This window comes from Pseudomonas sp. (genome assembly GCF_048265905.1).
In the GTDB taxonomy this organism is placed as follows: Bacteria; Pseudomonadota; Gammaproteobacteria; order Pseudomonadales; family Pseudomonadaceae; genus Aquipseudomonas.
Window position 1 is genome coordinate 142,856 of sequence record NZ_JBLXAP010000008.1, and the last position, 20,914, is coordinate 163,769.

Genomic DNA, 20,914 nt, shown 5'->3' on the forward strand with positions numbered 1-20,914 from the left:
CCCACTTTACGGTGCGTGCAACTGCTCGAAACGCAGAGCTTGTTGTTGATTAACAGCGCAGTTACTCAACAGCGAGTTCAAGCTCGTCGGCCGATGTCGGCGCGTCAACTGCACCCACTATATATGGACAGGGAGACAGCGCATGTTACTTGCAACCGATCTTGATGGTACTTTTCTAGCTGGCGATCCCGAGGATCGTTTAAGCCTTTACCAAACCATTGCCGCTCACCCAGAAATCAAGCTGGCCTACGTCACCGGTCGCAGCCTTGAGGCAGTACTGCCCTTACTGGCAGACCCTACTCTGCCGCACCCCGACTACATCATTGCCGATGTTGGTGCGACCCTGGTTCATGGCGACAGCCTGCAGCCCATTCAGCCGCTGCAAAACGCCGTCGATGCACTCTGGCCCGGTGAAAGCCTAGTGGCCAGCGCCATTGAAGGCTTTAATCTTGAGCGTCAGGATGTACCGCAAGTGCGCCGCTGCTCCTACTTTTGCACCCCGGAGCAAGCCGCAGCGCCAGAATTGCAAGCCGTTGCCGACTCGCTCGGATGCGACCTGCTCTACTCCGCCGCGCGTTACCTGGACTTTTTACCCAAGGGCGTGAACAAAGGCAGCAGCCTCGAAGCGCTGGCCGCATGGCTTGAACTGGATGACGATCAGGTACTCGCCGCAGGCGATACACTCAACGACCTTGGCATGCTCGACACCAAGTTTCATGGTGTCTGCGTGGGTAAATCCGAACAAGCCTTGCTCGACGCCACCCTTCACCACTCACGGACCCTGCATGCACAGCGCAGTGGCTGCGGCGGGATTCTCGAAGCATTTGCCCACTTTGGCTTTCTCGGTGAGCACGGTATCGCCGCTGAAAAACGCCAAGCCGCGCAACCGGGCAAATCCGAAATGGTTATGGTTTATCACCGCCTGCCATACGAAGAATATCGCGGCAATGACGGCAAGCTGCAACGCCGTCGCCCCACCTCACCCAACGGCATCATTCCAACCCTGCTGAGCTTCTTTGGCGACGGCCGTCCCGGCTCGTGGGTCGCCTGGGCGATTCATGAAGGTGATGAAGAAGAACCCTTTGAAACCCACACCACAGTTGATGCTGAGCGCTATCCAAAACTCAAGGCTGCGCGTGTGGCGCTGACCAAGGACGAAGTCGATATCTTCTACAAGCGCTTCTCAAAAGAAGCCTTCTGGCCAACGCTGCATACCTTTTGGGAGCGCGCAACCTTCCGTGAAGATGACTGGCAAGTGTTCCTCAAGGTCAACCGCGCCTTTGCCGAGCGCACCGCCCTTGAAGCGGCTGAAGGCGCAACTGTGTGGCTGCACGACTACAATTTGTGGATGGTGCCAGGCTACCTGCGTGAGCTGCGCCCAGACCTGAAGATTGCCTTTTTCCACCACACCTACTTCCCATCGGCTGACGTTTTCAATGTACTGCCTTGGCGCCGCCAGATCATCGGCAGCCTGCTGCAGTGTGATTACATTGGCTTCCATATCCCACGCCAGGTTGAGAACTTCGTCGATGTTGCGCGCGGTGTGACGCCATTGCAGACGGTCAGCCGCCAGAACTGCGCACCGCGCTTTATCACCTACGGTTGTGCAGTTGGCCTTGAGCGCATGACCACCGCCGTCGACACCGGCAGCCGCACGGTCAAGCTCGGCGCGCATCCGGTAGGATTGGACATCGACCGGGTACGCAGCGCGCTGGACAACCCGAAAATTCGCGAAATGATGGCGCGCCTGCGTGAAGAACTCACCGGTATCAAGCTGATCTTATCGGTCGAACGCCTCGATTACACCAAGGGCATTCTGGAAAAACTCAACGCCTACGAACGCCTGCTTGAGGAAAATCCAGAACTGCTCGGCAAGGTTACGTTGGTTACCGTTTGTGTCCCTGCCGCAAAAGAGATGACCATCTACGACGAGCTGCAATCGCAGATCGAACAAGCTGTTGGCCGCATCAACGGACGCTTCGCGCGTATTGGCTGGACGCCACTTCAGTTCTTCTTCCGCAGCTTGCCGTTTGAGGAAGTCAGCGCCTGGTATGCGATGGCCGATGTAATGTGGATCACTCCACTGCGCGACGGTCTTAATCTGGTTGCCAAGGAGTTTGTCGCAGCACAAGGCTTGCTCGGCGGTAGCGGCGTACTGGTGCTCTCCGAGTTTGCCGGCGCAGCAGCTGAGCTCAAGGGCGCACTGCTAACCAACCCCCACGACCCAGCCGACCTGACCGGCACCTGTTACTGGGCGCTCAACTTGCCAAAAGACGAGGCACAAGCGCGCCTGCGTGAACTGTTCGATATCGTCAGCTACAACGACATTCGCCGCTGGGGCGACGAGTTCCTTGGCGCAGTTGCCGAGGCGCCGTTCGAGGTGGAAAAGCCTGAAAATGTCAGCGCGATTGGCCTGGCCTCTTAATTTGCCCAAAGCCTGAAAAAGCCCGCTACAACCATGCAGTTGTAGCGGGCATTTGTTTTACTCGGTGACTTCGCAGTTGATCAGCCAAGGCACACCAAAACGGTCCTTCACCGAACCGAAGCGAGTCGCCCAGAACGTTTGCTCAAACGGCATCTCAATGGTCCCGCCTTGAGCCAGGGCATTGAAGATCCGCTCGCCCTTTTCGATACAGTCCAGATTGATTGCCACCGAATTTCCTCGAATGCCTTCATAAGGACTCATGGGGCATGAATCTGAAGCCATCAAGACCTGATCATCCACAACCAGACGCGCATGCAAAATGCGCTCGGCGAGTTCGGGTGGAACTTCCCCCGCCTCAGCAGGCATCTCGGAAAAACGCATGAGCGCCTCAACCTTGCCGCCCAGGCAGTCAGCATAAAAGTTGAATGCTTCTTCACAGTTGCCATCAAATGTCAGGTAGCTATTAATTTTCATGGTTAACTCCTAATCCTCAAGTAGTAGCCAAGGGCTCAGTTCTTTGAGTCAATTTGTGCGCGCAAGCGGCGCTCTTGCTCTTGCAACTCCGGGGTAAATTCTTCGCCGAAATCCTCTGCCTCGAATATCTGGCGAATTTCGATTTCAGAATCACTGACCATTGGGTTTGGACACCGCTTGACCCAATCGATCGCTTCTTGCATCGAGGAGACGTTGAAGATCCAGAACCCCGCTATCAGTTCTTTGGTTTCCATAAACGGACCGTCAACAACCGTGCGCCGCTCACCAGAGAACTGCACGCGCACGCCTTTACTGCTCGGGTGCAAACCTTCACCTGCGAGCATGACGCCCGCCTTGACCAACTCTTCGTTGAAGTTACCCATCTGCTCAAGCAAATCTTCAGTGGGCATTTCACCGGCCTCTGACTCTGGGCTGGCTTTGACTATCACCATGCAACGCATAACAAACTCCTTATTATTTTCGGTTTAACTATGCGTTAGTCGAACGGGCATACGGCAAATCGACAAGGCCAGACAATTATTTTCAGGCCGGGATAATTAGGCACTGTATGGCTGATCAAGGCGCAGCTGAAAAAGCCCGTGAGCGACAGAATGCAACGCGCAGCGACGGCTACTGCACATTCAAAGGCTGTGGTTTTCAGCGGCTGGCTAAGACTGGTCGAATGACCATAGGCGAGAGATCAAGCTGTTGCCAGCCTGATTGACTGACGGTAAATCCGTGGAAGGAAGCAGGTCGGCACGTTGTCCGCCGACCTGCTGGTCGAGCTTTACTGCGCCAATAGCGTCAGGGCTTCAGCACTGGTCTGCTCTACGCGCGCCCAGTCCCCGGCTTTGATCCAGGCACTGTCGAGCATCCAGGTCCCGCCGACACACATCACATTCGGCTGTGCCATGTAGCTTTTGACATTAGCCAGACTGACGCCGCCAGTCGGACAGAAACGTACAGCAGGGAATGGTCCACCCAGAGCCTTGAGTGCTGCAGTACCGCCGCTGACTTCAGCCGGGAACAGCTTGAAGCGGCGGTAGCCCAAGGCATAGCCCATCATGATTTCCGAGGCACTGGCGATACCCGGCAAGAGTGGGATATCACTGGTCAAACTGGCCTCGAGCAGTTCACGGGTGCAGCCAGGGGTGACAATAAATTGCGCGCCAGCTGCTTCTGCGGCGGCAAGCATATCGACGTCAAGCACTGTACCCGCACCGATCACCAAATCCGGGCGCGCTTCACGCAAGCGGCGAATGGCGGTAAGTCCATGCTCAGAGCGCAGCGTCACCTCAAGCACAGTAAGCCCGCCAGCAGCCAATGCATCCGCCATCGGCAGAATATCTTCTTCACGGGAGATGGTGATTACCGGCATTATTTTCGCTTGCGCGCAAATAGCGTCGATCTGCGCAATTTTGGCAACCATACGCTGCTGGTTCGTCTCATGAATTGTCATTATTGAAGTCCTTAAAAATTAAAGCTACCGGGCTACGCGCACCAGTAAATTTCAAGAGGTGGTTGTAAAAAGGCACGCACTGGCATCAGCGCCAGCTCATCAACCTGAAGCGCTTGAGTCAGCGTTGACAGCTTGCTCTGACCTTGGATCGCCAGCAGCGTCAACCTTGCTGTAGCAAGCAACGCCAAGGTCATGGTCAAGCGTTGATGTGGAACACTCGGCGCGAGCATTGGCAAGCAACGACGCTCCCCGTCCGGCGCCAATGCCTTAAGCAAATCAGGGCTATTGGGAAACAGCGATGCGGTGTGCCCGTCATCGCCCATGCCCAGCACCAGCACATCTATCGGCGGCAAATCCCGCAGCGCCTGATCAGCCGCCTCAGCCGCCTCTTCATGCGATGCAGCATTGAAATACAGCCCCAAAAAACAGACAGCTGCAACCGGCCCTTGCAGCAGGTGACGGCGCACCAAGCCTTCGTTGCTGTCGGCATGGCTGGTAGGCACCCAGCGCTCATCCGCCAGACTTACCACCACGCTTGACCACTGCAACTCTTGCTGTGCCAGCGCTTCAAGGAAGGCCACGGGACTGCGTCCGCCTGACACCACCAATGTAGCTTGGCCCTTATCAGCGATTGCCGATCGCAACATATCGGCAACGTTAGCGGCCAATGTGTTGGCAAGCTGGGTCGAGCTGTTAAGGCTGTGAGCGACCACGCCTGTCGGTAACTGCAAATCAGAGATCGCCATACCAAGCCCTCCCGTCACGCGTAATTAAGGCGATTGAAGCCATTGGCCCCCACGAGCCTGCGGCGTAGGGTTTAGGTTTATCGCCAAGACGCTTCCAGCCAGCGATCAGTTGGTCACACCAGAGCCACGCGTGTTCGATTTCATCTTTACGCACGAACAGGTTCTGATTGCCACCGATGACTTCAAGCAGCAAACGCTCATACGCATCGGGGATACGTGCACTTTGGTAGGTGTCAGAAAAACTCAGCTGCAATGGGCCACTGCGCAACTGCATACCTTTGTCGAGACCTTGATCCTTGGTCATGACCTGCAGCGATATCCCTTCATCTGGCTGCAGACGAATGATCAGCCGGTTGCTGATCAGCGGCCGCTGTTCGGCAGCAAAGATATAATGCGGCGGCTCCTTAAAATGGATCACGATCTGTGACATTTTTTCCGCCATGCGCTTGCCGGTGCGCAGGTAGAACGGCACGCCCGACCAACGCCAGTTACGGATATCGGCACGCAACGCAACGAAGGTTTCAGTATCACTTTCGGTGTTGGAGTTCTCCTCCTCAAGGTAGCCCGGCACTGGCTTGCCAGCGCTATTACCGGCCACATACTGACCGCGCACTACGCGCTGGCTGATTTGCTCGGCAGTAATAGGCTCAAGGGCTTTGAGCACCTTGACTTTCTCATCACGGATGCTGTCGGCGGACAAGTCGCTGGGCGGGTCCATCGCGATCAGGCAAAGCAACTGCAACAGGTGATTCTGGATCATGTCGCGCAGTTGGCCAGCCTGATCGAAGTAGCCCCAGCGGCCTTCGATTCCGACTTTTTCCGCCACGGTGATTTCAACGTGGGAGATATGATTTTGATTCCACTGGGTTTCAAACAAACTGTTCGCAAAACGCAGTGCAATCAAGTTCTGCACGGTCTCTTTGCCCAGGTAATGGTCAATCCGGTAGATGCGGGTTTCCGGGAAGAAGCGCGCGACAGCATCGTTTACTGCACGCGAAGAGGCTAAGTCATGGCCAATCGGTTTTTCCAGAACCACTCGTGTGCGTTCTGCCAAACCGACCCGTGCAAGGTTTTCGCAGATGCCGCCGTATACCGAAGCCGGGGTGGCGAAGTAGGCAATCAGGCATTTGTCACCAGCAATTTGTTCCGCCAGTTGCAGATAATCATCAGCCTGCAAAAAATCCATCTGCAGATAGCTGAAACGCGCCAGAAAGCGCTGCATGACAGCTTCATCGATGCTCGGTGCATCAATGTAGCCGCGCAGGGCCTTTTCAATCGTATCGATATACTGCTGCGGCTCACTGGCATCGCGCGCCAGTGCAAAAATTTGCGTATCGGCGTGCAATAATTCAGCTTGATCCAACTGAAAAAGTGCCGGGAACAGTTTGCGCAGTGCCAGATCACCCAGCGCACCAAATAAGGCAAAGGTACAAGGTTCAACAGTTATGCTTGGCATGATATATGTTCTTCTATCAACTTAAGCGAGAAACACCGGATTTATCGGCATACTACACCGCAAGATGTAGTAATAAAAACAACATTTAGCGGAAATTAACATAACAAGTGGTGACAATCAGGGCTGATCAGTACGATAGGCCTGCATTTCCGTCGTCTGCATGTCTACATAAGGAACAAAAATGGATCGCGTGCGAAACCTTCTGGAGCAAATCCAGACCCGCCTCGACAGCCTGAACAAGGCAGAGCGCAAGGTTGCTGAAGTGATTTTGCACAACCCGCAGCAAGCCACACGCTTGAGCATAGCCGCACTCGCGCAGGCAGCTTCCGTCAGCGAACCGACCGTTAACCGCTTCTGTCGCTCATTCGGCGTCAACGGCTATCCCGAACTGAAAATGCAACTTGCGCAGAGCCTTGCCAGTGGCGCGGCGTATGTCAGCCGAGCAGTTGAAGCAGACGACGGTCCGGAAGCCTATACCCGTAAAATTTTTGGCAGCGCCATCACCTCGCTAGACAGCGCTTGTCAGTCACTTGACCCACAACTCATCAGTCGAGCTGTCGACCTGCTGATTCAGGCTAGACAGATACACTTCTTCGGGCTCGGCGCATCCGCCCCAGTGGCGCTGGATGCACAGCACAAATTCTTTCGTTTCAACCTTGCCGTAACCGCCCACGCCGATGTGCTCATGCAACGCATGCTAGCCTCGGTGGCGCATACCGGCGATTTGTTCGTGATCATCTCCTACACCGGGCGCACCCGTGAGCTGGTTGAAGTGGCGCGTATCGCCCGTGAAAAAGGCGCTTCGGTATTGGGCCTCACCGCGGCCAATTCACCACTCGCCAAAGCCAGCACCTTGAGCCTGGATATTCCCTTGCCTGAAGACACCGACATTTACATGCCGATGACTTCACGCATCATCCAACTAACCGTGCTTGATGTGCTCGCGACTGGCGTTACCTTGCGCAGAGGCGTCGATTTCCAGCCACATCTGCGCAAAATCAAAGAGAGCCTCAACGCCAGCCGCTACCCGACCGATGAAGATTGACCACTTCGACAATCCGCTCGATCAGCAAGCACCTCAACCGCCACAAAGGTTACTTCCACCAATACTCGACTTGCACACCGAAATTCGAGCCATGCCGCGCGTTATCAAATACACCCGTATCCGATAGCGCGGAGCCCGCTGCCATCTGGCTCGCTGCACGCTGCGCCGCTTCGTTCCAGCTGGCATAGGTGTAGTACAAACGGAACTCAGGACGCGCCCAGAAACCAGGCCCCGTCGGTGACCAGGTGGGAGCAACGGTAAACTTGGTCAGTTTGCGGGTGCCATCGGCGGCATCCACTTGGTCGCGGCCCAGTTCACCCACCAGCTTGAATTGATCAGTCAACGCATAGGTGGTGCGCCCACCGACCGACAACCAGTCCTGATCATCAGTGTCGGGGCGAATATCCTTTTGATAAACCACCTCGACCTGACCGCCTAATCGCGGCGTGATCTGCCAGTCAAAAAACTCAACCAATCGGTAGCTCTTGCTGTCGCGATCCAGCCCCACATCGCCAGTGGTGCCCAATCCGGTGCCCGGCCCCTGACCGTATTGCAAGGCAAACTTGTTGGTGCCGCCGAGGAAAACCTTTTGCACATGCTGCCCGGTAATCGCCCAGCCACTGCTGCTGTCACCGCGATCAGGGTTGTCAATGTAGCTGTAGCCAACCTCCACTTCACCGCCCGGATTGGTCTTGAAACCGCCGACGTTGAAGTCATGACGGGTGGTGTAGTCTTCTTGAAAGTAGCTGTCTTTACGCGAGAACACATAGCTGTACTTGAGATCCCCAATAACCATTTCATCGACACCGAAACCGGTCGCGCTCTGGTTCCAGTAGTAATAGTCAGAGATATGAATGTCATTACGCTTGTAGAAACGGCGACCGGCCCAAAGTGAGCCGCCATTCAACGCTGGCATATTGCTCCACTCGGCATACATCTGGTTCATTCGGGCAAAGCCATAATCACCGGTGAATTTTGGCGTGTGGCCATACTCGTTGTAGAGCTGAGCCATGCCTTCAACGCTGACGGTGGAGCCGTCGTCAAAACTCAGCAAGTCCTGGCGCAAGTCCAGCTCCGCATAGGTTTCACACTCGTTACCCAAACGATACTTGGACTGCGCGCCGGGCAATTGGAAACATGACTGGCTTCCTCCATTTTCCGAGCTACCCGCGCCGCTGCGCACATAACCACTGAACTCCAGCGCGTTTGCAGCCATTGGCATAGCCAAATAGCTCACCGCTACCGCAAGACTCATACGTGTTGCTGCTCTCATTTCAACTCCATTTATTTTTATTGTTAAGTTCGTCAGAAATCAGTTCATGTGACCAAACAAGGCAGCCGCCGCATAAACTGCTAAGCGATATCCATATCCACGCAAAACTCCCTCAGCCGGGCGTAAAAGCCTGGCTGAACAACACACAAAATGGTTTTCAGCGCGGCGTTCAATCCGCCGCACAGCCACCGATCAATTCAGCGACAGTTAAAGACTTCTCAAGCGAGTGACATTGCTGGCTGAGTGATCTGCCGTGAATGACACCGGGCGAAGGCGCTCGCCGATCTGGGCGTCGAACAACATGATTTTTTCTGGATCGAGTTGCAGCTCAAGAACCTGTCCAACCCGCGGCGCCTCATCGGGCGACATGCGGCAACACACCTTGGTTTGATTGAGGGTGACAAATACCAGTGTGTCCGGGCCGGTCGGCTCGATAATCTCGACTTCGGCAGCGATCGGCACCAGCCCCGGCGTGCCTGCAGTGGTCTGGATCTGTTCTGGGCGAATACCCAGAATCACTTCACGATCCTCAACACCTTCAGGCATCGCCGCCAAGGGCAAGGCACAGCTAAGCTCGCCTTTTTCACCGCTGTGCAATTGCGCAAACAGCTGATTGTCACCACGCTTCAACTTCACCGGAATAAAATTCATCGGCGGTGAGCCAATAAAACTGGCGACGAACAGATTGGCCGGATCGTTATAAATCTGCTGCGGCGTACCGAACTGCTGAATGATGCCCTCCTTCATCACCGCCACTTTGTCACCCAGGGTCATAGCCTCGATCTGATCGTGGGTGACGTACACCGTGGTGGTTTTAAGGCGCTGGTGCATCAGCTTGATTTCGGTACGCATCTCGACGCGCAGCTTGGCGTCCAGGTTGGATAAAGGCTCATCGAACAGGTAGATTTTTGGGCGTCGGGCCAGTGCACGCCCCATCGCCACGCGCTGCTGCTGGCCCCCGGATAATTGCCCCGGTTTGCGCTTGAGCAGGTGTTCGATCTGCAGCAACTTGGCAACACGGGCGACTTCTTCATCAATCGCCTCGGGTGCCATCTTGCGCATCTTCAAGCCAAAGGCAATATTGTCGCGAACGCTCATGGTCGGATACAGCGCATAGGACTGAAAAACCATGGCGATGTCACGGTCTTTTGGGCTCATACCGCTTATATCAGCGCCTTCGACCAGGATTTCACCGCCACTGATGCTTTCCAGCCCAGCGATGCAGTTCATCAGCGTGGACTTACCACACCCGGACGGGCCGACCAGAATCAGGAACTCACCCGAGTCGATTTTCAATTTGATATTTTTCAGCGTATCGGCCAGACCGCTGCCGTAGCTCTTGTGTACATTGCGTAGTTCAAGCGTTGCCATGTTGTCTCTCCAAACAGGTCAAGGTCGAAAGCGACCTGTTAGCCTTTCACCGCGCCGGCTGTCAGCCCGCGCAAGAAGTACTTTCCAGCCAGCACATAGACCACCAGCGTGGGTAGCCCAGCGATCATTGCTGCCGCCATATCGACGTTGTATTCCTTGGTGCCAGTGCTGGTGTTGACCAGGTTATTCAGCGCTACCGTAATCGGCTGGGTATCACCACTGGCGAACACCACACCGAACAAGAAATCATTCCAGATCTGGGTGAACTGCCAGATCAGGCAAACCATGATGATCGGCACTGACATCGGCAGCAGAATGCGTCCGAAAATGGTAAAGAATCCGGCGCCATCCAAACGCGCAGCGCGCACCAAAGCATCCGGCACGCTGACGTAGTAGTTGCGGAAGAACAGCGTGGTAAAGGCGATGCCATAAACCAGATGCACCAACACCAAACCGGTTGTGGTGTTGGCCAGACCCAGCTTGCCGAGGGTGAATGACGCAGGCAGCAACACCACCTGAAACGGCAGGAAGCAACCAAACAACAGCAAGCCAAAGAACAGTTGCGAGCCCTTGAAGCGCCACATCGCCAGCACATAGCCGTTAAGCGCGCCGAGCAGCGTGGAGATCAGCACCGCTGGAACGGTGATCTTCACCGAATTCCAGAAAAAGCCACCGAGACTGTCCCAGGCCTTGACCCAACCAATCGCAGTAATTACATCAGGCCACGACAACAGGTTGCCGCTGCGAATATCTTCGGGCGTCTTGAAGCTGGTGAGCAGCATGACGATCAACGGCACCAGATAAACCGCACAGGCCGCGAGTAATGTGGTGTAGATGGCCAAGCGGCTGAAGCTGAACTTGTTTGAGTTAATCATGGCGCTTGCCCCGCAACTCGGAATACAGATACGGCACCAGAATCGCCAACACCGCGCCCAGCATCAAAATCGCACTGGCCGCGCCGAGGCCCATTTGGCCGCGAGTGAAGGTATGGGCATACATAAACATCGCCGGCAAATCAGATGAATAACCGGGGCCGCCAGCGGTCATCGACGCAACCAGGTCGAAGCTTTTGATTGCGATGTGCGAGAGGATCATCACCGCACTGAAAAACACCGGACCAAGGCTCGGCAACACGATCCGCAGGTAGATATTCGGCAAGCTGGCGCCATCGACTTGCGCGGCGCGAATGATTGATTGATCAACCCCGCGTAGCCCAGCCAGAAACAGCGCCATAACGAAGCCCGAGGCCTGCCAGACAGCGGCAATCACCAGGCAATAGACCACGCGATCGGTGTCCACCAACCAGTCAAAGCGAACACCTTCCCAACCCCAGTCACGCAGCAGCTTATCCAGCCCCAGCCCCGGGTTGAGCAGCCACTTCCAGGCCGTACCGGTGACAATCATCGAGATCGCCATCGGATACAGGAAAATGGTGCGGATAAACCCTTCGCGGCGGATGCGCTGGTCGAGCAGCACCGCAAGCAATACCCCGAGGATCAAGCTGATACTGATGAACAAGCCACCAAACATCATCAGGTTCTTGCTCGCCACCCACCAACGATCGTTATCCATCAACCGCTCGTACTGCTGCAGGCCCACCCACTTGTAGCTGGGCATAAACCGCGAGCTGGTGAAGGACAATAAAAAGGTCCAAAGGATGTAACCATAAAAACCAACCAGCACGATCAGCATGGTCGGCGCCAGCACCAGCTTAGGCAGCCAGCGTTGCAGCGCATCCAGTGGTGAAGCTTTGCTCATAATTGCTACTGAGCTCATACAGGCCTCTCAAGCTGCGTAAGACAAAATTCAGGCAAAGCGCTGCTCACAGTGCCTGTTAATGCACCGAAAGCGCTTTACATGAGAAATAGGAACCTCTGAAGCTGCCGGCGTACCGGCAGCCGGGCTATTTACTGAACCGCTTGAATTGCCGCAGCCAGTTGCTGTGCAGCTTTCTTCGGATCAGCATCGGCGTCATTGAAGAAGTTGGTCACCACGTCAAACACCGCGCCCTGCACATAGCTTGAAGCCGCCATGCCATGCGCCAGACTTGGCTGTAGACCACCATTGCTGGCGGCCTCCTTGAAGTCCTTCATTGACGCCTGGGCGCAACTGTCAAAGCTGCTCATATCCATGTCCTGACGAACCGGGATCGAGCCTTTGTTCTTGTTGAAGATGGCTTGGAATTCCTTGCCCATTACGATTTCGGCGAGGTCTTCCTGAGCTTTGCGGTTGTCCGCATCGGCGAGCTTGAACATGGCCAATGAGTCGATGTTGTAAGCAAAGCTACCTTGCGTACCAGGGAACGGCAGGCAGGTGTAGTCCTTACCTGCAACCTTGCCAGCAGCAGTCCATTCACTCTTGGCCCAGTCGCCCATAATCTGCATACCGGCCTTGCCGTTGATGACCAGGCCCGCTGCGGCATTCCAATCACGCCCTGCAGCGTTTGAGTCAATGTAACCGTGCAGTTTTTTCAGGGTGGCGAAGACTTCAACCATCTTGTCGCCAGTCAGCACCGCTTCGTCTTGGTCGACAAATGCTTTGCGAAAATCAGCTGGCCCCAGAATGGCGAACGCTAAATCTTCAAACACAGTGCCGTCTTGCCACGGCTGGCCGCCGTGGGCAATTGCAATAAAGCCAGCGGCTTTGAGTTTGTCGGCAGCAGTGAAGAACTCATCAAGAGTGGTTGGCGGCGTAGCGCCAGCTTTGGCAAACACCTCCGGGTTGATCCATAGCCAGTTAACCCGGTGCACGTTGACCGGCACGGCGACGTAATCACCGTCGTACTGCATGATTTCAACAACTTGTGCAGGCAACAGTTCATCCCACTTCTGGCGCTTGGCAACGTCATTCAAGTCGGTCAGCAAGCCCAGCTCACCCCACTCTTGAATGTCTGGACCCTTGATCTGCGCAGCTGCAGGTGGATTACCAGAAACAGCCCGGGTTTTGAGTACGGTCATGGCCGCTTCACCACCGCCACCGGCGACCGCGAAGTCTTTCCAAGTGTGGCCTTTGGCTTCAACCATTTGTTTGAGGGTATCAGCAGCGCGCTTTTCACCACCCGACGTCCACCAGTGCAGAACTTCTACTTCACCAGCGTGGGCAGCAAACGGAATAAGGGAGGCAAGACAAACAGCGGTTGCCAGGCGAGAGATAACTTTCATTAACAGTACCTTTCTTGTTGTTATTCGCGAACAAGTCTGACGCTTGTGCTGCATTGGATACTAACCAAGGCATTGGCGAAAACGGGTAACGAAGGGATATAGAAACGTCACAGGATGGTTACAAAAGACATGGAACCTCTGAAAACTACTGCGCTAGGGATTGCTGTGTTGAAAAACTGCTCACAGCCTTTAGGCTGAACGCACTTTAGTGCGGCCCCGAAGGGGTGAGCAAAGCGAATCAAATGCTCATTTACAACCCGTAGACTCCGCTTTTTCGCATCTTTTCGCCTTGCACTCCCTTCGCTCGCTACATTCTCAAAGGTTCCATAACCCTCAAATTAATCAGCGAATCGCGGCAAATACAGCGACACGCGCAAGCCGCCTTCGCGCAGGTTTTTCAGGGTCACTTCGCCGCCATGGCTATGCGCAATGTTGCGCGCGATGCCCAAGCCAAGGCCGTAACCCAGCTGCTGTGCAGACAAGCGAATATGCGGCTCAAATACATGCTCCAATTGTTGCTCGGGCACGCCCGGCCCCTCATCGTCCACATGCAAGACAAACGCGCTGTCATCATCTTCGATAGATAAATGCGCACGCTTACCGTATTTCAAAGCATTATCAACCAGGTTGCCAATACAGCGTTTCAGCGCCAAAGGCTTGCCCTGATAACTTGCGCATGTCTGTCCCTGTAGTGTTACCAAGCCATTACCGGCAGGTGCCAGATAAGGTTCGATCACGCAATTGACCACATAATCGAGGTCTATCGGCTCTATATTCTCGTGAATATCAGTGTCCTTAACACACTGCAGGGCACCTTTTACCAGCAACTCAAGCTCATCAAGATCGCGGCGAAACTTATCCTGTACCGCCCCATCGTCAAGTAACTCAACGCGCAAGCGCAAACGGGTGATGGGGGTGCGTAAATCATGGGAGATAGCGCTGAATAACTGGCTGCGTTCACGCAGGTAACGACCAATACGCTCGCGCATGGTGTTGAATGCACGGCTCACCTCCACCACTTCGCTGCCGCCCGCCTCTTTAAGCGGCTCAACCTCGGTTCCCAATGACATTTCACGCGCAGCCACTGCCAGATGCTTAAGCGGACGGCTTTGCCAATGCACCATCAAACCAATGAACAACAACAGAAAACCACTGGTCAAAATGATGAACCAAAGTTGTTGCGCAGGCAGGCCCGGCTGCTCAAGGCTGACGTAAGGCTCGGGCATCAGCGACGCCAGATAAAGCCACTCCTGCGGGCCAATTCTTATCTGGGTAACCAGCACTGGCGGGTTCATCGGCTCAAGACTTAGCGCGTAGTGCGCCCACGATCGCGGCAACTCATCGAGCTTCACCGCGTTGTTGAAAATACGCAGATCATTCGGGCTGACAAACTGTACCGACACATCAAGGTCGTGACCCAAGCGATCACGCAAGGTCGCGTCAACGGCATCCAGTACTGCGCGCTTTCGCGGCGTGACTGGCAACACATCCATGCTCAGCGGTTTGTCGTTAAGCGATACGAAAAAACGCGTACCTCCCATATTGCGCAACTGATCCAGCACCATCGGCCGATAGCCCAGCGGCAATGAACGGAAGTAGCTGACGCTGGCCGCCATCGACTGCGCCAGACTGCGCGAACTGGTGACCAACCCCTCAACCTGACTGGCGCGCAACTGCGAGACCCAAATAACGCTCGAAAGCGCTTGGGCAATCAATACCACCAACAGGGTCAAGACCAACATCCTTGCCAGCAACGAGCGCGGCACCAGCTTGGCGAATAAGCGCTTAATAACCTTGCCCCTGATGTGGCTCGACGTTAGCTGCCAGCAAATAACCACTGCCGCGAACCGTGCGAATCAGTCGCGGTGGTTTTTCTACATCGCGCAGGCGCTGACGCAACCGACTGACAGCCATATCGACAATTCGCTCAAGCGGCATCACTTCACGCCCGCGCGTGGCGTTGCCGATGGTGTCGCGATCAAGGATTTGCTGCGGGTTATCGAGAAACAGTTTGAGCAAGATAAAATCAGCCCCGGAAAGAATCACTTCTTCACCATCGGCATGAAACAAACGATGGCTGACCATGTCCAGCCGCCAGCCTTCAAATGCCAGCACCTCAGCGCCACGCTCCAGACTAAAGTTGACCCGGCGCAACAAGGCTTTGATACGCGCCTGCAACTCACGCGGACTAAAGGGCTTGCCCAAGTAGTCATCAGCGCCCAGCTCGAGACCGATCACCCGATCAGCTTCGTCAGAACTGGCGGTCAACATGATTATCGGAATATGCGCAAAGCGCTGATGTTCACGCACCCAACGACACAGACTGAAACCGTCTTCATCGGGCAGCATCACATCCAAAATAACCAAATCAGCAGAATTCGCCGTAAGATCTTGCCGGAATCCGGCGCCGTCACCGACTGCACGCACCTGAAAACCAGCGCGACTCAAATAGGTTTGCAGCAGTTCGCGAATTTCCTGATCGTCGTCAACCAGCAAGACCGACTTTCCGCTCTGACTCAAGACATCACCTTTTCTTGTTATGAGTGGCCGCCGATAACGGCCAACGCAGACTCGCTATCCCCGGCTGTTTTGCTGCAACGCCACCCCGGCTCCCATCAAGCCCGGGTATTCAGCAGTTACCAGCCACACCGGAATCCCGGCAAAATAACCACTCATGCAACCTTTGTCGCTGAAGCTGCGCGCAAAACCACTGTTACAAAAGAACTCTGCGAAGCGCGGGACAATACCGCCAACGATGTACACGCCACCGCGCGCGCCCAGACTCAGCACGTTATTGCCTGCAGCGCGCCCAAGCCAGCAGCAGAATTGCTCAAGCACAGCACTTGCCGTGGCGTCACCTGCAAGCGCCGCCGTGGTGATCTGTGCAGGGCTAGCCAATTGCGGTGCAACATTATCCAGCTCGCACATGGCGCGATAAAGCACCAGCAAACCATTGCCACTGAGCACATCCTCAGCGCGCACATGGCCCAATTGCTTGAACAATACTTGCCACAGTTGCGCCTCGCGAGCACTGCCAATGGGCAGATCAACATGCCCGCCTTCACCGGGCAGCGCAGCCCAACTGCCGTCCGCTTGCTGCAGTAATGTGCCAACCCCCAAGCCGGTGCCCGCACCGATCACCACAAATGGACGACCCGCATCAGACTCGCCCGGACACACCTGTAACCGCTCACCTTCAGCCAGGCGAGTCATTCCCAGCGCCATGGCCGAGAAGTCGTTGACCAGCAACAACTGCTCGATCTGCAAGCGCTGACAAAACTCAGCGCGGTTGATCCGCCAATGATTATTGGTAAAACGAAACACCGCATCGCTGACCGGCCCGGCACATGCCAGGCAAACCGAGCCGAGCGAGCCAGGCGCCACATTGTGCTCAACCAGATACTGCTCAATTGCCGTTTCCGGTGTCGTGAAGTCAGCCGTAGCCAGCACACTGACCGACTCCAACTGCTCATCACGCCATAACGCAAAGCGTGCATTGGTGCCGCCAATATCACCAACTAGCGCTAGCTTCACTTAAGCGACTCCAGGCTTTCAGTGAACGCACTCGCACCCTGCTCTGCGGTACTGAATGAGTGGCGCATGAAGGTAAACAACTCGCGACCACAACCCTCGCCACTTTCCACAGTCCGGCTCGCCAACTCGCGCGCAGCCAGCTCTTTGTCATCCACCAGCACTTGCAACTCTCCGGTATGACCGTTCACTCGGATCATGTCGCCATCACGCACGCGCGCCAATGGGCCACCATCAAATGCCTCTGGGCAAACATGAATCGCCGCCGGAATTTTGCCCGAAGCGCCCGACATACGTCCGTCAGTGACTAGCGCGACTTTAAAGCCACGATCCTGCAACACGCCGAGGAACGGCGTCATCTTGTGCAATTCGGGCATACCATTGCAGCGCGGGCCCTGAAAGCGCATCACCGCCACCATGTCATGTTCAAGCTCGCCAGCCTTGAAGGCATCAGCCAGCTCTTGCTGGTCCTCGAATACTCGCGCCGGCGCCTCAACAACCTGATGTTCAAGGGCGACTGCCGAAACTTTCATCACGCCGCGCCCAAGATTACCTTCCATCACCCGCAAACCGCCTTCCGCCGAGAACGGGTTGGCCACTGGACGCAGTACCGTTTCGTCATAGCTCTTGCCCGGACCGTCGCGCCACACCAGCTTGCCATCTTCAAGGAACGGCTCTTGGGTGTAACGGCTCAGACCATGGCCCGCAACAGTGTTGACGTTTTCATGCAACAAACCCGCATCAAGCAACTCACGGATCAGGAACGACATACCGCCAGCCGCCTGGAAGTGGTTGATGTCGGATTTACCATTCGGATAGACATGCGCCAAGGTCGGCACCACAGCGGACAAATCAGCCATGTCCTGCCACGTCAGCATGATTCCGGCCGCACGAGCAATCGCAGGCATGTGCAAGGTGTGATTGGTTGAGCCACCGGTCGCACTCAAGGCGATAATCGAGTTAACCAGGCAACGCTCATCAACGATTTCAGCCAGCGGCATAAACTGCCCGCTTTGCTTTGTCAGTTGGGTGATCTGCCGCGCCGCTTCAACAGTCAAGGCATCGCGCAGCGGCGTATTCGGATTGACGAAAGAAGCGCCCGGCAGATGTAGACCCATCACTTCCATCAACAACTGGTTGGTGTTGGCTGTGCCGTAAAAGGTGCAGGTGCCGGGGCTGTGATAAGCGCTCATCTCGGCCTCAAGCAATTCATCGCGAGTCGCCTTGCCTTCGGCATAACGCTGGCGCACATCTGCCTTTTCTTTATTCGACAAACCAGAAGGCATTGGCCCGGCGGGAATAAACATCGTCGGCAAGTGGCCAAAACGCAATGCGCCCATCAGCAAGCCCGGAACAATCTTGTCGCAAATACCCAGACAAAGCGCAGCATCAAACATGTTGTGCGACAGCGCCACCGCAGTCGACATGGCAATCACTTCGCGACTGGCAATGCCCAACTCCATGCCCGGCTCGCCTTGGGTAACGCCGTCGCACATGGCTGGCACGCCACCGGCGAACTGGCCAACCGAGCCAACTTCGCGCAGGGCCTGCTTGATTTGTTCGGGATAACGCTCGTACGGCTGATGCGCCGAGAGCATATCGTTGTATGCAGAGATGATTGCCACGTTGGCAGCGTTCATCAGGCGCAGGGTTTGCTTGTCGTCAGAGCCACAACCGGCAACGCCGTGAGCAAAGTTGGCGCACTGCAATTTGCCACGCTGCGGACCGTCACTTGCAGCCGCACGAATCATCGCCAAATAGCGCTCACGAGTAGCACGGCTGCGGGCGATAAGGCGGTCAGTTACCTCTTGGACACGGGGATGCATGTTGTCGACTCCAGGCTAGCGGGCAAATTTATTTGTACCTTTAACAAAATACTGCCACTTAAAAGACTTGATTTCTACATTCACGGGAATAATCTTGTAATTCCAACAACAAAATAATTAACGGACTGCATTTATGACACTGCGTATCGCTATCAATGGCTTTGGGCGCATCGGCCGCAACGTGTTGCGTGCGCTGTACACCCAAGCCTACCGCCAGAACATCCAAATCGTAGCTATCAACGACCTTGGTGATAGCGCTATCAATGCTCATTTGCTGAAGTATGACAGCGTGCATGGCATCTTCGATGGCAATGTTGAGTTCGACCAGGAAAGCCTGACCGTAAACGGTGATCATATCGCTGTCAGTGCAATTCGTAATCCTGCCGAACTGCCCTGGAAGAAGCTGGCAATCGACGTGGTATTCGAATGCACAGGGCTATTCACCGCACGCGATAAAGCGGCTGCACACCTTAGTGCCGGAGCACGCAAAGTGATTATCTCTGCGCCAGCCAAAGGCGCTGATGCAACCATAGTTTACGGGGTCAACCACCGTATTCTGCGTCAATCTCATCAGATTATCTCCAATGCGTCCTGCACCACCAATTGCCTGGCACCCGTTGCCCAGGTCTTGCATCGCGAACTGGGCATCGAGCAAGGCCTGATGACCACCATTCACGCCTACACCAACGACCAGAACTTGTCTGACGTTTACCACAGCGACCCGTACCGCGCGCGCTCGGCCACGCAATCGATGATCCCGAGCAAAACAGGTGCAGCCGAAGCTGTAGGTCTAGTTCTACCTGAGCTTGCTGGCAAGCTAACGGGCATGGCTGTGCGGGTTCCGGTCATCAATGTATCGCTGGTCGACCTGACGCTGTTGGTCAGTCGTGAGACCAGCGCAGAAGCGGTAAATGCACTGATGAAAAGCGCCAGCGAAGGCTCAAATGTACTCGGTTACAACAGCCTGCCGCTGGTTTCATGCGACTTCAATCATAATGCTCTTTCGTCGATCTTCGATGCCAATCACACCAAATTCAGCGGAAAAATGCTTAAAGTGATGGCTTGGTACGATAACGAATGGGGCTTCTCCAATCGTATGCTCGATACCTGCCTGGCCCTGTGCAACGCACCCGAGTAGCAGGAGTTAATGCATGAGCCGTATCAGCTTTACGACCGCAACACTGGCTGCACGTAAACGGATTGCATTGGTCGCTCATGACCACTGCAAAGTGTTTCTTCTGGACTGGTGCCAGCGCCATCGCGATAAACTGGCTAATCACCAATTACTGGCAACAGGAACGACCGGTGCCTTGTTGAGCCGCAACTTGCAACTGCCAGTCGAAAGCATGATCAGCGGCCCACTGGGCGGTGACCTGCAAATAGGCGCACGCATCGCTGAGCAGCGTGTCGATATGCTGGTGTTTTTCTGGGACCCGTTCGAGCCACAACCCCACGATCCGGATATCAAAGCCCTGCTGCGGGTGGCCGCAGTTTGGAACATTCCGGTAGCCTGCAACGAAAGCAGCGCCGACTACATGCTCAGCAGTAGTTTGTTAGAACAACAACATTCTTATCGGATTCCCGACTACAGCCGCTATTTGGCTGAGCGCAGCTAAGGAACGTTCGCAGGATGGCTGAGCTTTGTTCAGCCATCCTTTGACATTCAGCTTATTGAATCAACGCTGGCGGGCAAGCTTTGCGTTGCCGCACCCTGCGCCGCATCCATCTCGTGAAGTGGCGCGCAGCATTGGCGATTATCGAGCGCCTCGAGCAGCCTGCAATGTTCCGCCTCAGAACTGGTGCAATTTGCCATTCGTGACAACTCGGCCTGCATTTTTTGCAGGTCGCGAATACGATCTTCGATGGTCACCAGATGGCTTTGCACCAGCTTATCCGCCTCGACACAAGGGCTGTGAGGCCTGTTTGCCAAGTCCAGCAGGTTGCGGATTTCATCCAAGCTAAAACCCAGCTCGCGGCCACGGCGGATAAACAACACACGCCGCACATCGGCATCTTGATAGTTACGATAGCCAGAAGCGGTGCGCTGCGGCTGCGGCAACAATCCACTGCGCTCATAAAAACGAATCGTCTCAAGATTGACGCCGCTCTGCTTACTCAATGCGCTGATGGTAAATGGCTTTTTCATG

The 20,914-nt window shown here is 55.2% G+C and carries 19 protein-coding genes; 4 read left to right on the forward strand and 15 right to left on the reverse strand.

The genetic code is table 11. From position 1 onward, the window contains the following. Positions 1–142 precede the first annotated feature (142 nt). Entirely contained in the window at positions 143–2,425 is a 2,283-nt protein-coding gene (ggpS, locus tag ACN0UH_RS12900) for a glucosylglycerol-phosphate synthase (RefSeq protein ID WP_417662415.1), read from the forward strand. A 57-nt stretch (positions 2,426–2,482) separates the two neighbouring features. On the opposite strand, the gene ACN0UH_RS12905 is transcribed toward ggpS, so the two are convergent. From ACN0UH_RS12905 to zwf, 5 genes are all read right to left on the reverse strand, one after another. Then, positions 2,483–2,899, reverse strand: a complete 417-nt coding sequence (locus ACN0UH_RS12905; protein ID WP_417662416.1) for a VOC family protein — start codon at positions 2,897–2,899, stop codon at positions 2,483–2,485. Between the two features lie 35 nt (positions 2,900–2,934). Continuing rightward, positions 2,935–3,360, reverse strand: coding sequence for a YciI family protein (locus ACN0UH_RS12910; RefSeq protein ID WP_417662417.1), 426 nt, complete (start codon positions 3,358–3,360; stop codon positions 2,935–2,937). A 326-nt stretch (positions 3,361–3,686) separates the two neighbouring features. After that, on the reverse strand, positions 3,687–4,358 hold the full coding sequence (locus ACN0UH_RS12915) for a bifunctional 4-hydroxy-2-oxoglutarate aldolase/2-dehydro-3-deoxy-phosphogluconate aldolase (RefSeq protein WP_417662418.1): 672 nt from the start codon (positions 4,356–4,358) through the stop codon (positions 3,687–3,689). A gap of 32 nt (positions 4,359–4,390) precedes the next feature. Further along, complete coding sequence (gene pgl / locus ACN0UH_RS12920) at positions 4,391–5,104, reverse strand: 6-phosphogluconolactonase (protein WP_417662419.1); 714 nt, start codon at positions 5,102–5,104, stop codon at positions 4,391–4,393. After that, positions 5,091–6,560, reverse strand: a complete 1,470-nt coding sequence (zwf, locus tag ACN0UH_RS12925; RefSeq protein ID WP_417662420.1) for a glucose-6-phosphate dehydrogenase — start codon at positions 6,558–6,560, stop codon at positions 5,091–5,093. The genes pgl and zwf overlap by 14 nt, the downstream gene beginning before the upstream one ends. A gap of 190 nt (positions 6,561–6,750) precedes the next feature. Here zwf and ACN0UH_RS12930 point away from each other — a divergent pair, with 190 nt between their 5' ends. Further along, positions 6,751–7,605, forward strand: a complete 855-nt coding sequence (locus ACN0UH_RS12930) for a MurR/RpiR family transcriptional regulator (RefSeq protein WP_417662461.1) — start codon at positions 6,751–6,753, stop codon at positions 7,603–7,605. Between the two features lie 49 nt (positions 7,606–7,654). Here the strand turns inward: ACN0UH_RS12930 and ACN0UH_RS12935 are convergent, their stop codons facing one another. The 9 genes from ACN0UH_RS12935 to edd form a co-directional block, all read right to left on the reverse strand. Beyond that, positions 7,655–8,860, reverse strand: coding sequence for a maltoporin (locus tag ACN0UH_RS12935; RefSeq protein ID WP_417662462.1), 1,206 nt, complete (start codon positions 8,858–8,860; stop codon positions 7,655–7,657). A 225-nt stretch (positions 8,861–9,085) separates the two neighbouring features. Further along, entirely contained in the window at positions 9,086–10,249 is a 1,164-nt protein-coding gene (locus ACN0UH_RS12940) for an ABC transporter ATP-binding protein (RefSeq protein WP_417662421.1), read from the reverse strand. 38 nt (positions 10,250–10,287) lie between these two features. Further along, on the reverse strand, positions 10,288–11,124 hold the full coding sequence (locus ACN0UH_RS12945) for a carbohydrate ABC transporter permease (protein ID WP_417662422.1): 837 nt from the start codon (positions 11,122–11,124) through the stop codon (positions 10,288–10,290). Continuing rightward, the gene (locus tag ACN0UH_RS12950; RefSeq protein ID WP_417662423.1) at positions 11,117–12,025 is read right to left on the reverse strand and encodes a carbohydrate ABC transporter permease; all 909 of its coding nucleotides are present in this window, start codon (positions 12,023–12,025) and stop codon (positions 11,117–11,119) included. Before ACN0UH_RS12950 ends, ACN0UH_RS12945 begins: the two co-directional genes overlap by 8 nt. A 131-nt stretch (positions 12,026–12,156) precedes the next feature. Beyond that, a complete protein-coding gene (locus ACN0UH_RS12955; protein ID WP_417662424.1) occupies positions 12,157–13,410 on the reverse strand; it encodes an ABC transporter substrate-binding protein in 1,254 nt (417 codons plus the stop codon). A 338-nt stretch (positions 13,411–13,748) separates the two neighbouring features. Then, a complete protein-coding gene (locus ACN0UH_RS12960) occupies positions 13,749–15,152 on the reverse strand; it encodes an ATP-binding protein (RefSeq protein ID WP_417662425.1) in 1,404 nt (467 codons plus the stop codon). 43 nt (positions 15,153–15,195) lie between these two features. Then, the gene (locus ACN0UH_RS12965; RefSeq protein WP_417662426.1) at positions 15,196–15,930 is read right to left on the reverse strand and encodes a response regulator; all 735 of its coding nucleotides are present in this window, start codon (positions 15,928–15,930) and stop codon (positions 15,196–15,198) included. Positions 15,931–15,984: 54 nt separating this feature from the next. Continuing rightward, positions 15,985–16,944, reverse strand: a complete 960-nt coding sequence (locus ACN0UH_RS12970; RefSeq protein WP_417662427.1) for a glucokinase — start codon at positions 16,942–16,944, stop codon at positions 15,985–15,987. Next, positions 16,941–18,767 carry a phosphogluconate dehydratase gene (edd, locus tag ACN0UH_RS12975; protein WP_417662428.1) on the reverse strand — a complete coding sequence of 609 codons (1,827 nt, stop codon included), beginning with the start codon at positions 18,765–18,767 and terminating at the stop codon, positions 16,941–16,943. Before edd ends, ACN0UH_RS12970 begins: the two co-directional genes overlap by 4 nt. A gap of 133 nt (positions 18,768–18,900) precedes the next feature. Between edd and gap the strand changes: the two genes are divergently transcribed. Together gap and ACN0UH_RS12985 are read left to right on the forward strand one after the other, a co-directional pair. Beyond that, positions 18,901–19,905, forward strand: coding sequence for a type I glyceraldehyde-3-phosphate dehydrogenase (gap, locus tag ACN0UH_RS12980; RefSeq protein ID WP_417662429.1), 1,005 nt, complete (start codon positions 18,901–18,903; stop codon positions 19,903–19,905). 13 nt (positions 19,906–19,918) lie between these two features. Next, positions 19,919–20,383 (forward strand): methylglyoxal synthase, encoded by a 465-nt coding sequence (locus tag ACN0UH_RS12985; RefSeq protein ID WP_417662430.1) that lies wholly within the window; start codon positions 19,919–19,921, stop codon positions 20,381–20,383. A gap of 47 nt (positions 20,384–20,430) precedes the next feature. Here ACN0UH_RS12985 and ACN0UH_RS12990 read toward each other — a convergent pair whose 3' ends face one another. Next, positions 20,431–20,913, reverse strand: coding sequence for a MerR family transcriptional regulator (locus tag ACN0UH_RS12990; protein ID WP_417662431.1), 483 nt, complete (start codon positions 20,911–20,913; stop codon positions 20,431–20,433). Position 20,914 lies beyond the last annotated feature (1 nt).

Excerpts from the sequence above, each read along its gene's own strand:
- ggpS (WP_417662415.1), top strand. The coding sequence starts at position 143 with ATGTTACTTGCAACCGATCTTGATGGTACTTTTCTAGCTGGCGATCCC.
- ACN0UH_RS12905 (WP_417662416.1), bottom strand. The coding sequence starts at position 2,899 with ATGAAAATTAATAGCTACCTGACATTTGATGGCAACTGTGAAGAAGCA.
- ACN0UH_RS12910 (WP_417662417.1), bottom strand. The coding sequence starts at position 3,360 with ATGCGTTGCATGGTGATAGTCAAAGCCAGCCCAGAGTCAGAGGCCGGT.
- ACN0UH_RS12915 (WP_417662418.1), bottom strand. The coding sequence starts at position 4,358 with ATGACAATTCATGAGACGAACCAGCAGCGTATGGTTGCCAAAATTGCG.
- pgl (WP_417662419.1), bottom strand. The coding sequence starts at position 5,104 with ATGGCGATCTCTGATTTGCAGTTACCGACAGGCGTGGTCGCTCACAGC.
- zwf (WP_417662420.1), bottom strand. The coding sequence starts at position 6,560 with ATGCCAAGCATAACTGTTGAACCTTGTACCTTTGCCTTATTTGGTGCG.
- ACN0UH_RS12935 (WP_417662462.1), bottom strand. The coding sequence starts at position 8,860 with ATGAGTCTTGCGGTAGCGGTGAGCTATTTGGCTATGCCAATGGCTGCA.
- ACN0UH_RS12940 (WP_417662421.1), bottom strand. The coding sequence starts at position 10,249 with ATGGCAACGCTTGAACTACGCAATGTACACAAGAGCTACGGCAGCGGT.
- ACN0UH_RS12945 (WP_417662422.1), bottom strand. The coding sequence starts at position 11,124 with ATGATTAACTCAAACAAGTTCAGCTTCAGCCGCTTGGCCATCTACACC.
- ACN0UH_RS12950 (WP_417662423.1), bottom strand. The coding sequence starts at position 12,025 with ATGAGCTCAGTAGCAATTATGAGCAAAGCTTCACCACTGGATGCGCTG.
- ACN0UH_RS12955 (WP_417662424.1), bottom strand. The coding sequence starts at position 13,410 with ATGAAAGTTATCTCTCGCCTGGCAACCGCTGTTTGTCTTGCCTCCCTT.
- ACN0UH_RS12960 (WP_417662425.1), bottom strand. The coding sequence starts at position 15,152 with ATGTTGGTCTTGACCCTGTTGGTGGTATTGATTGCCCAAGCGCTTTCG.
- edd (WP_417662428.1), bottom strand. The coding sequence starts at position 18,767 with ATGCATCCCCGTGTCCAAGAGGTAACTGACCGCCTTATCGCCCGCAGC.
- gap (WP_417662429.1), top strand. The coding sequence starts at position 18,901 with ATGACACTGCGTATCGCTATCAATGGCTTTGGGCGCATCGGCCGCAAC.
- ACN0UH_RS12985 (WP_417662430.1), top strand. The coding sequence starts at position 19,919 with ATGAGCCGTATCAGCTTTACGACCGCAACACTGGCTGCACGTAAACGG.
- ACN0UH_RS12990 (WP_417662431.1), bottom strand. The coding sequence starts at position 20,913 with ATGAAAAAGCCATTTACCATCAGCGCATTGAGTAAGCAGAGCGGCGTC.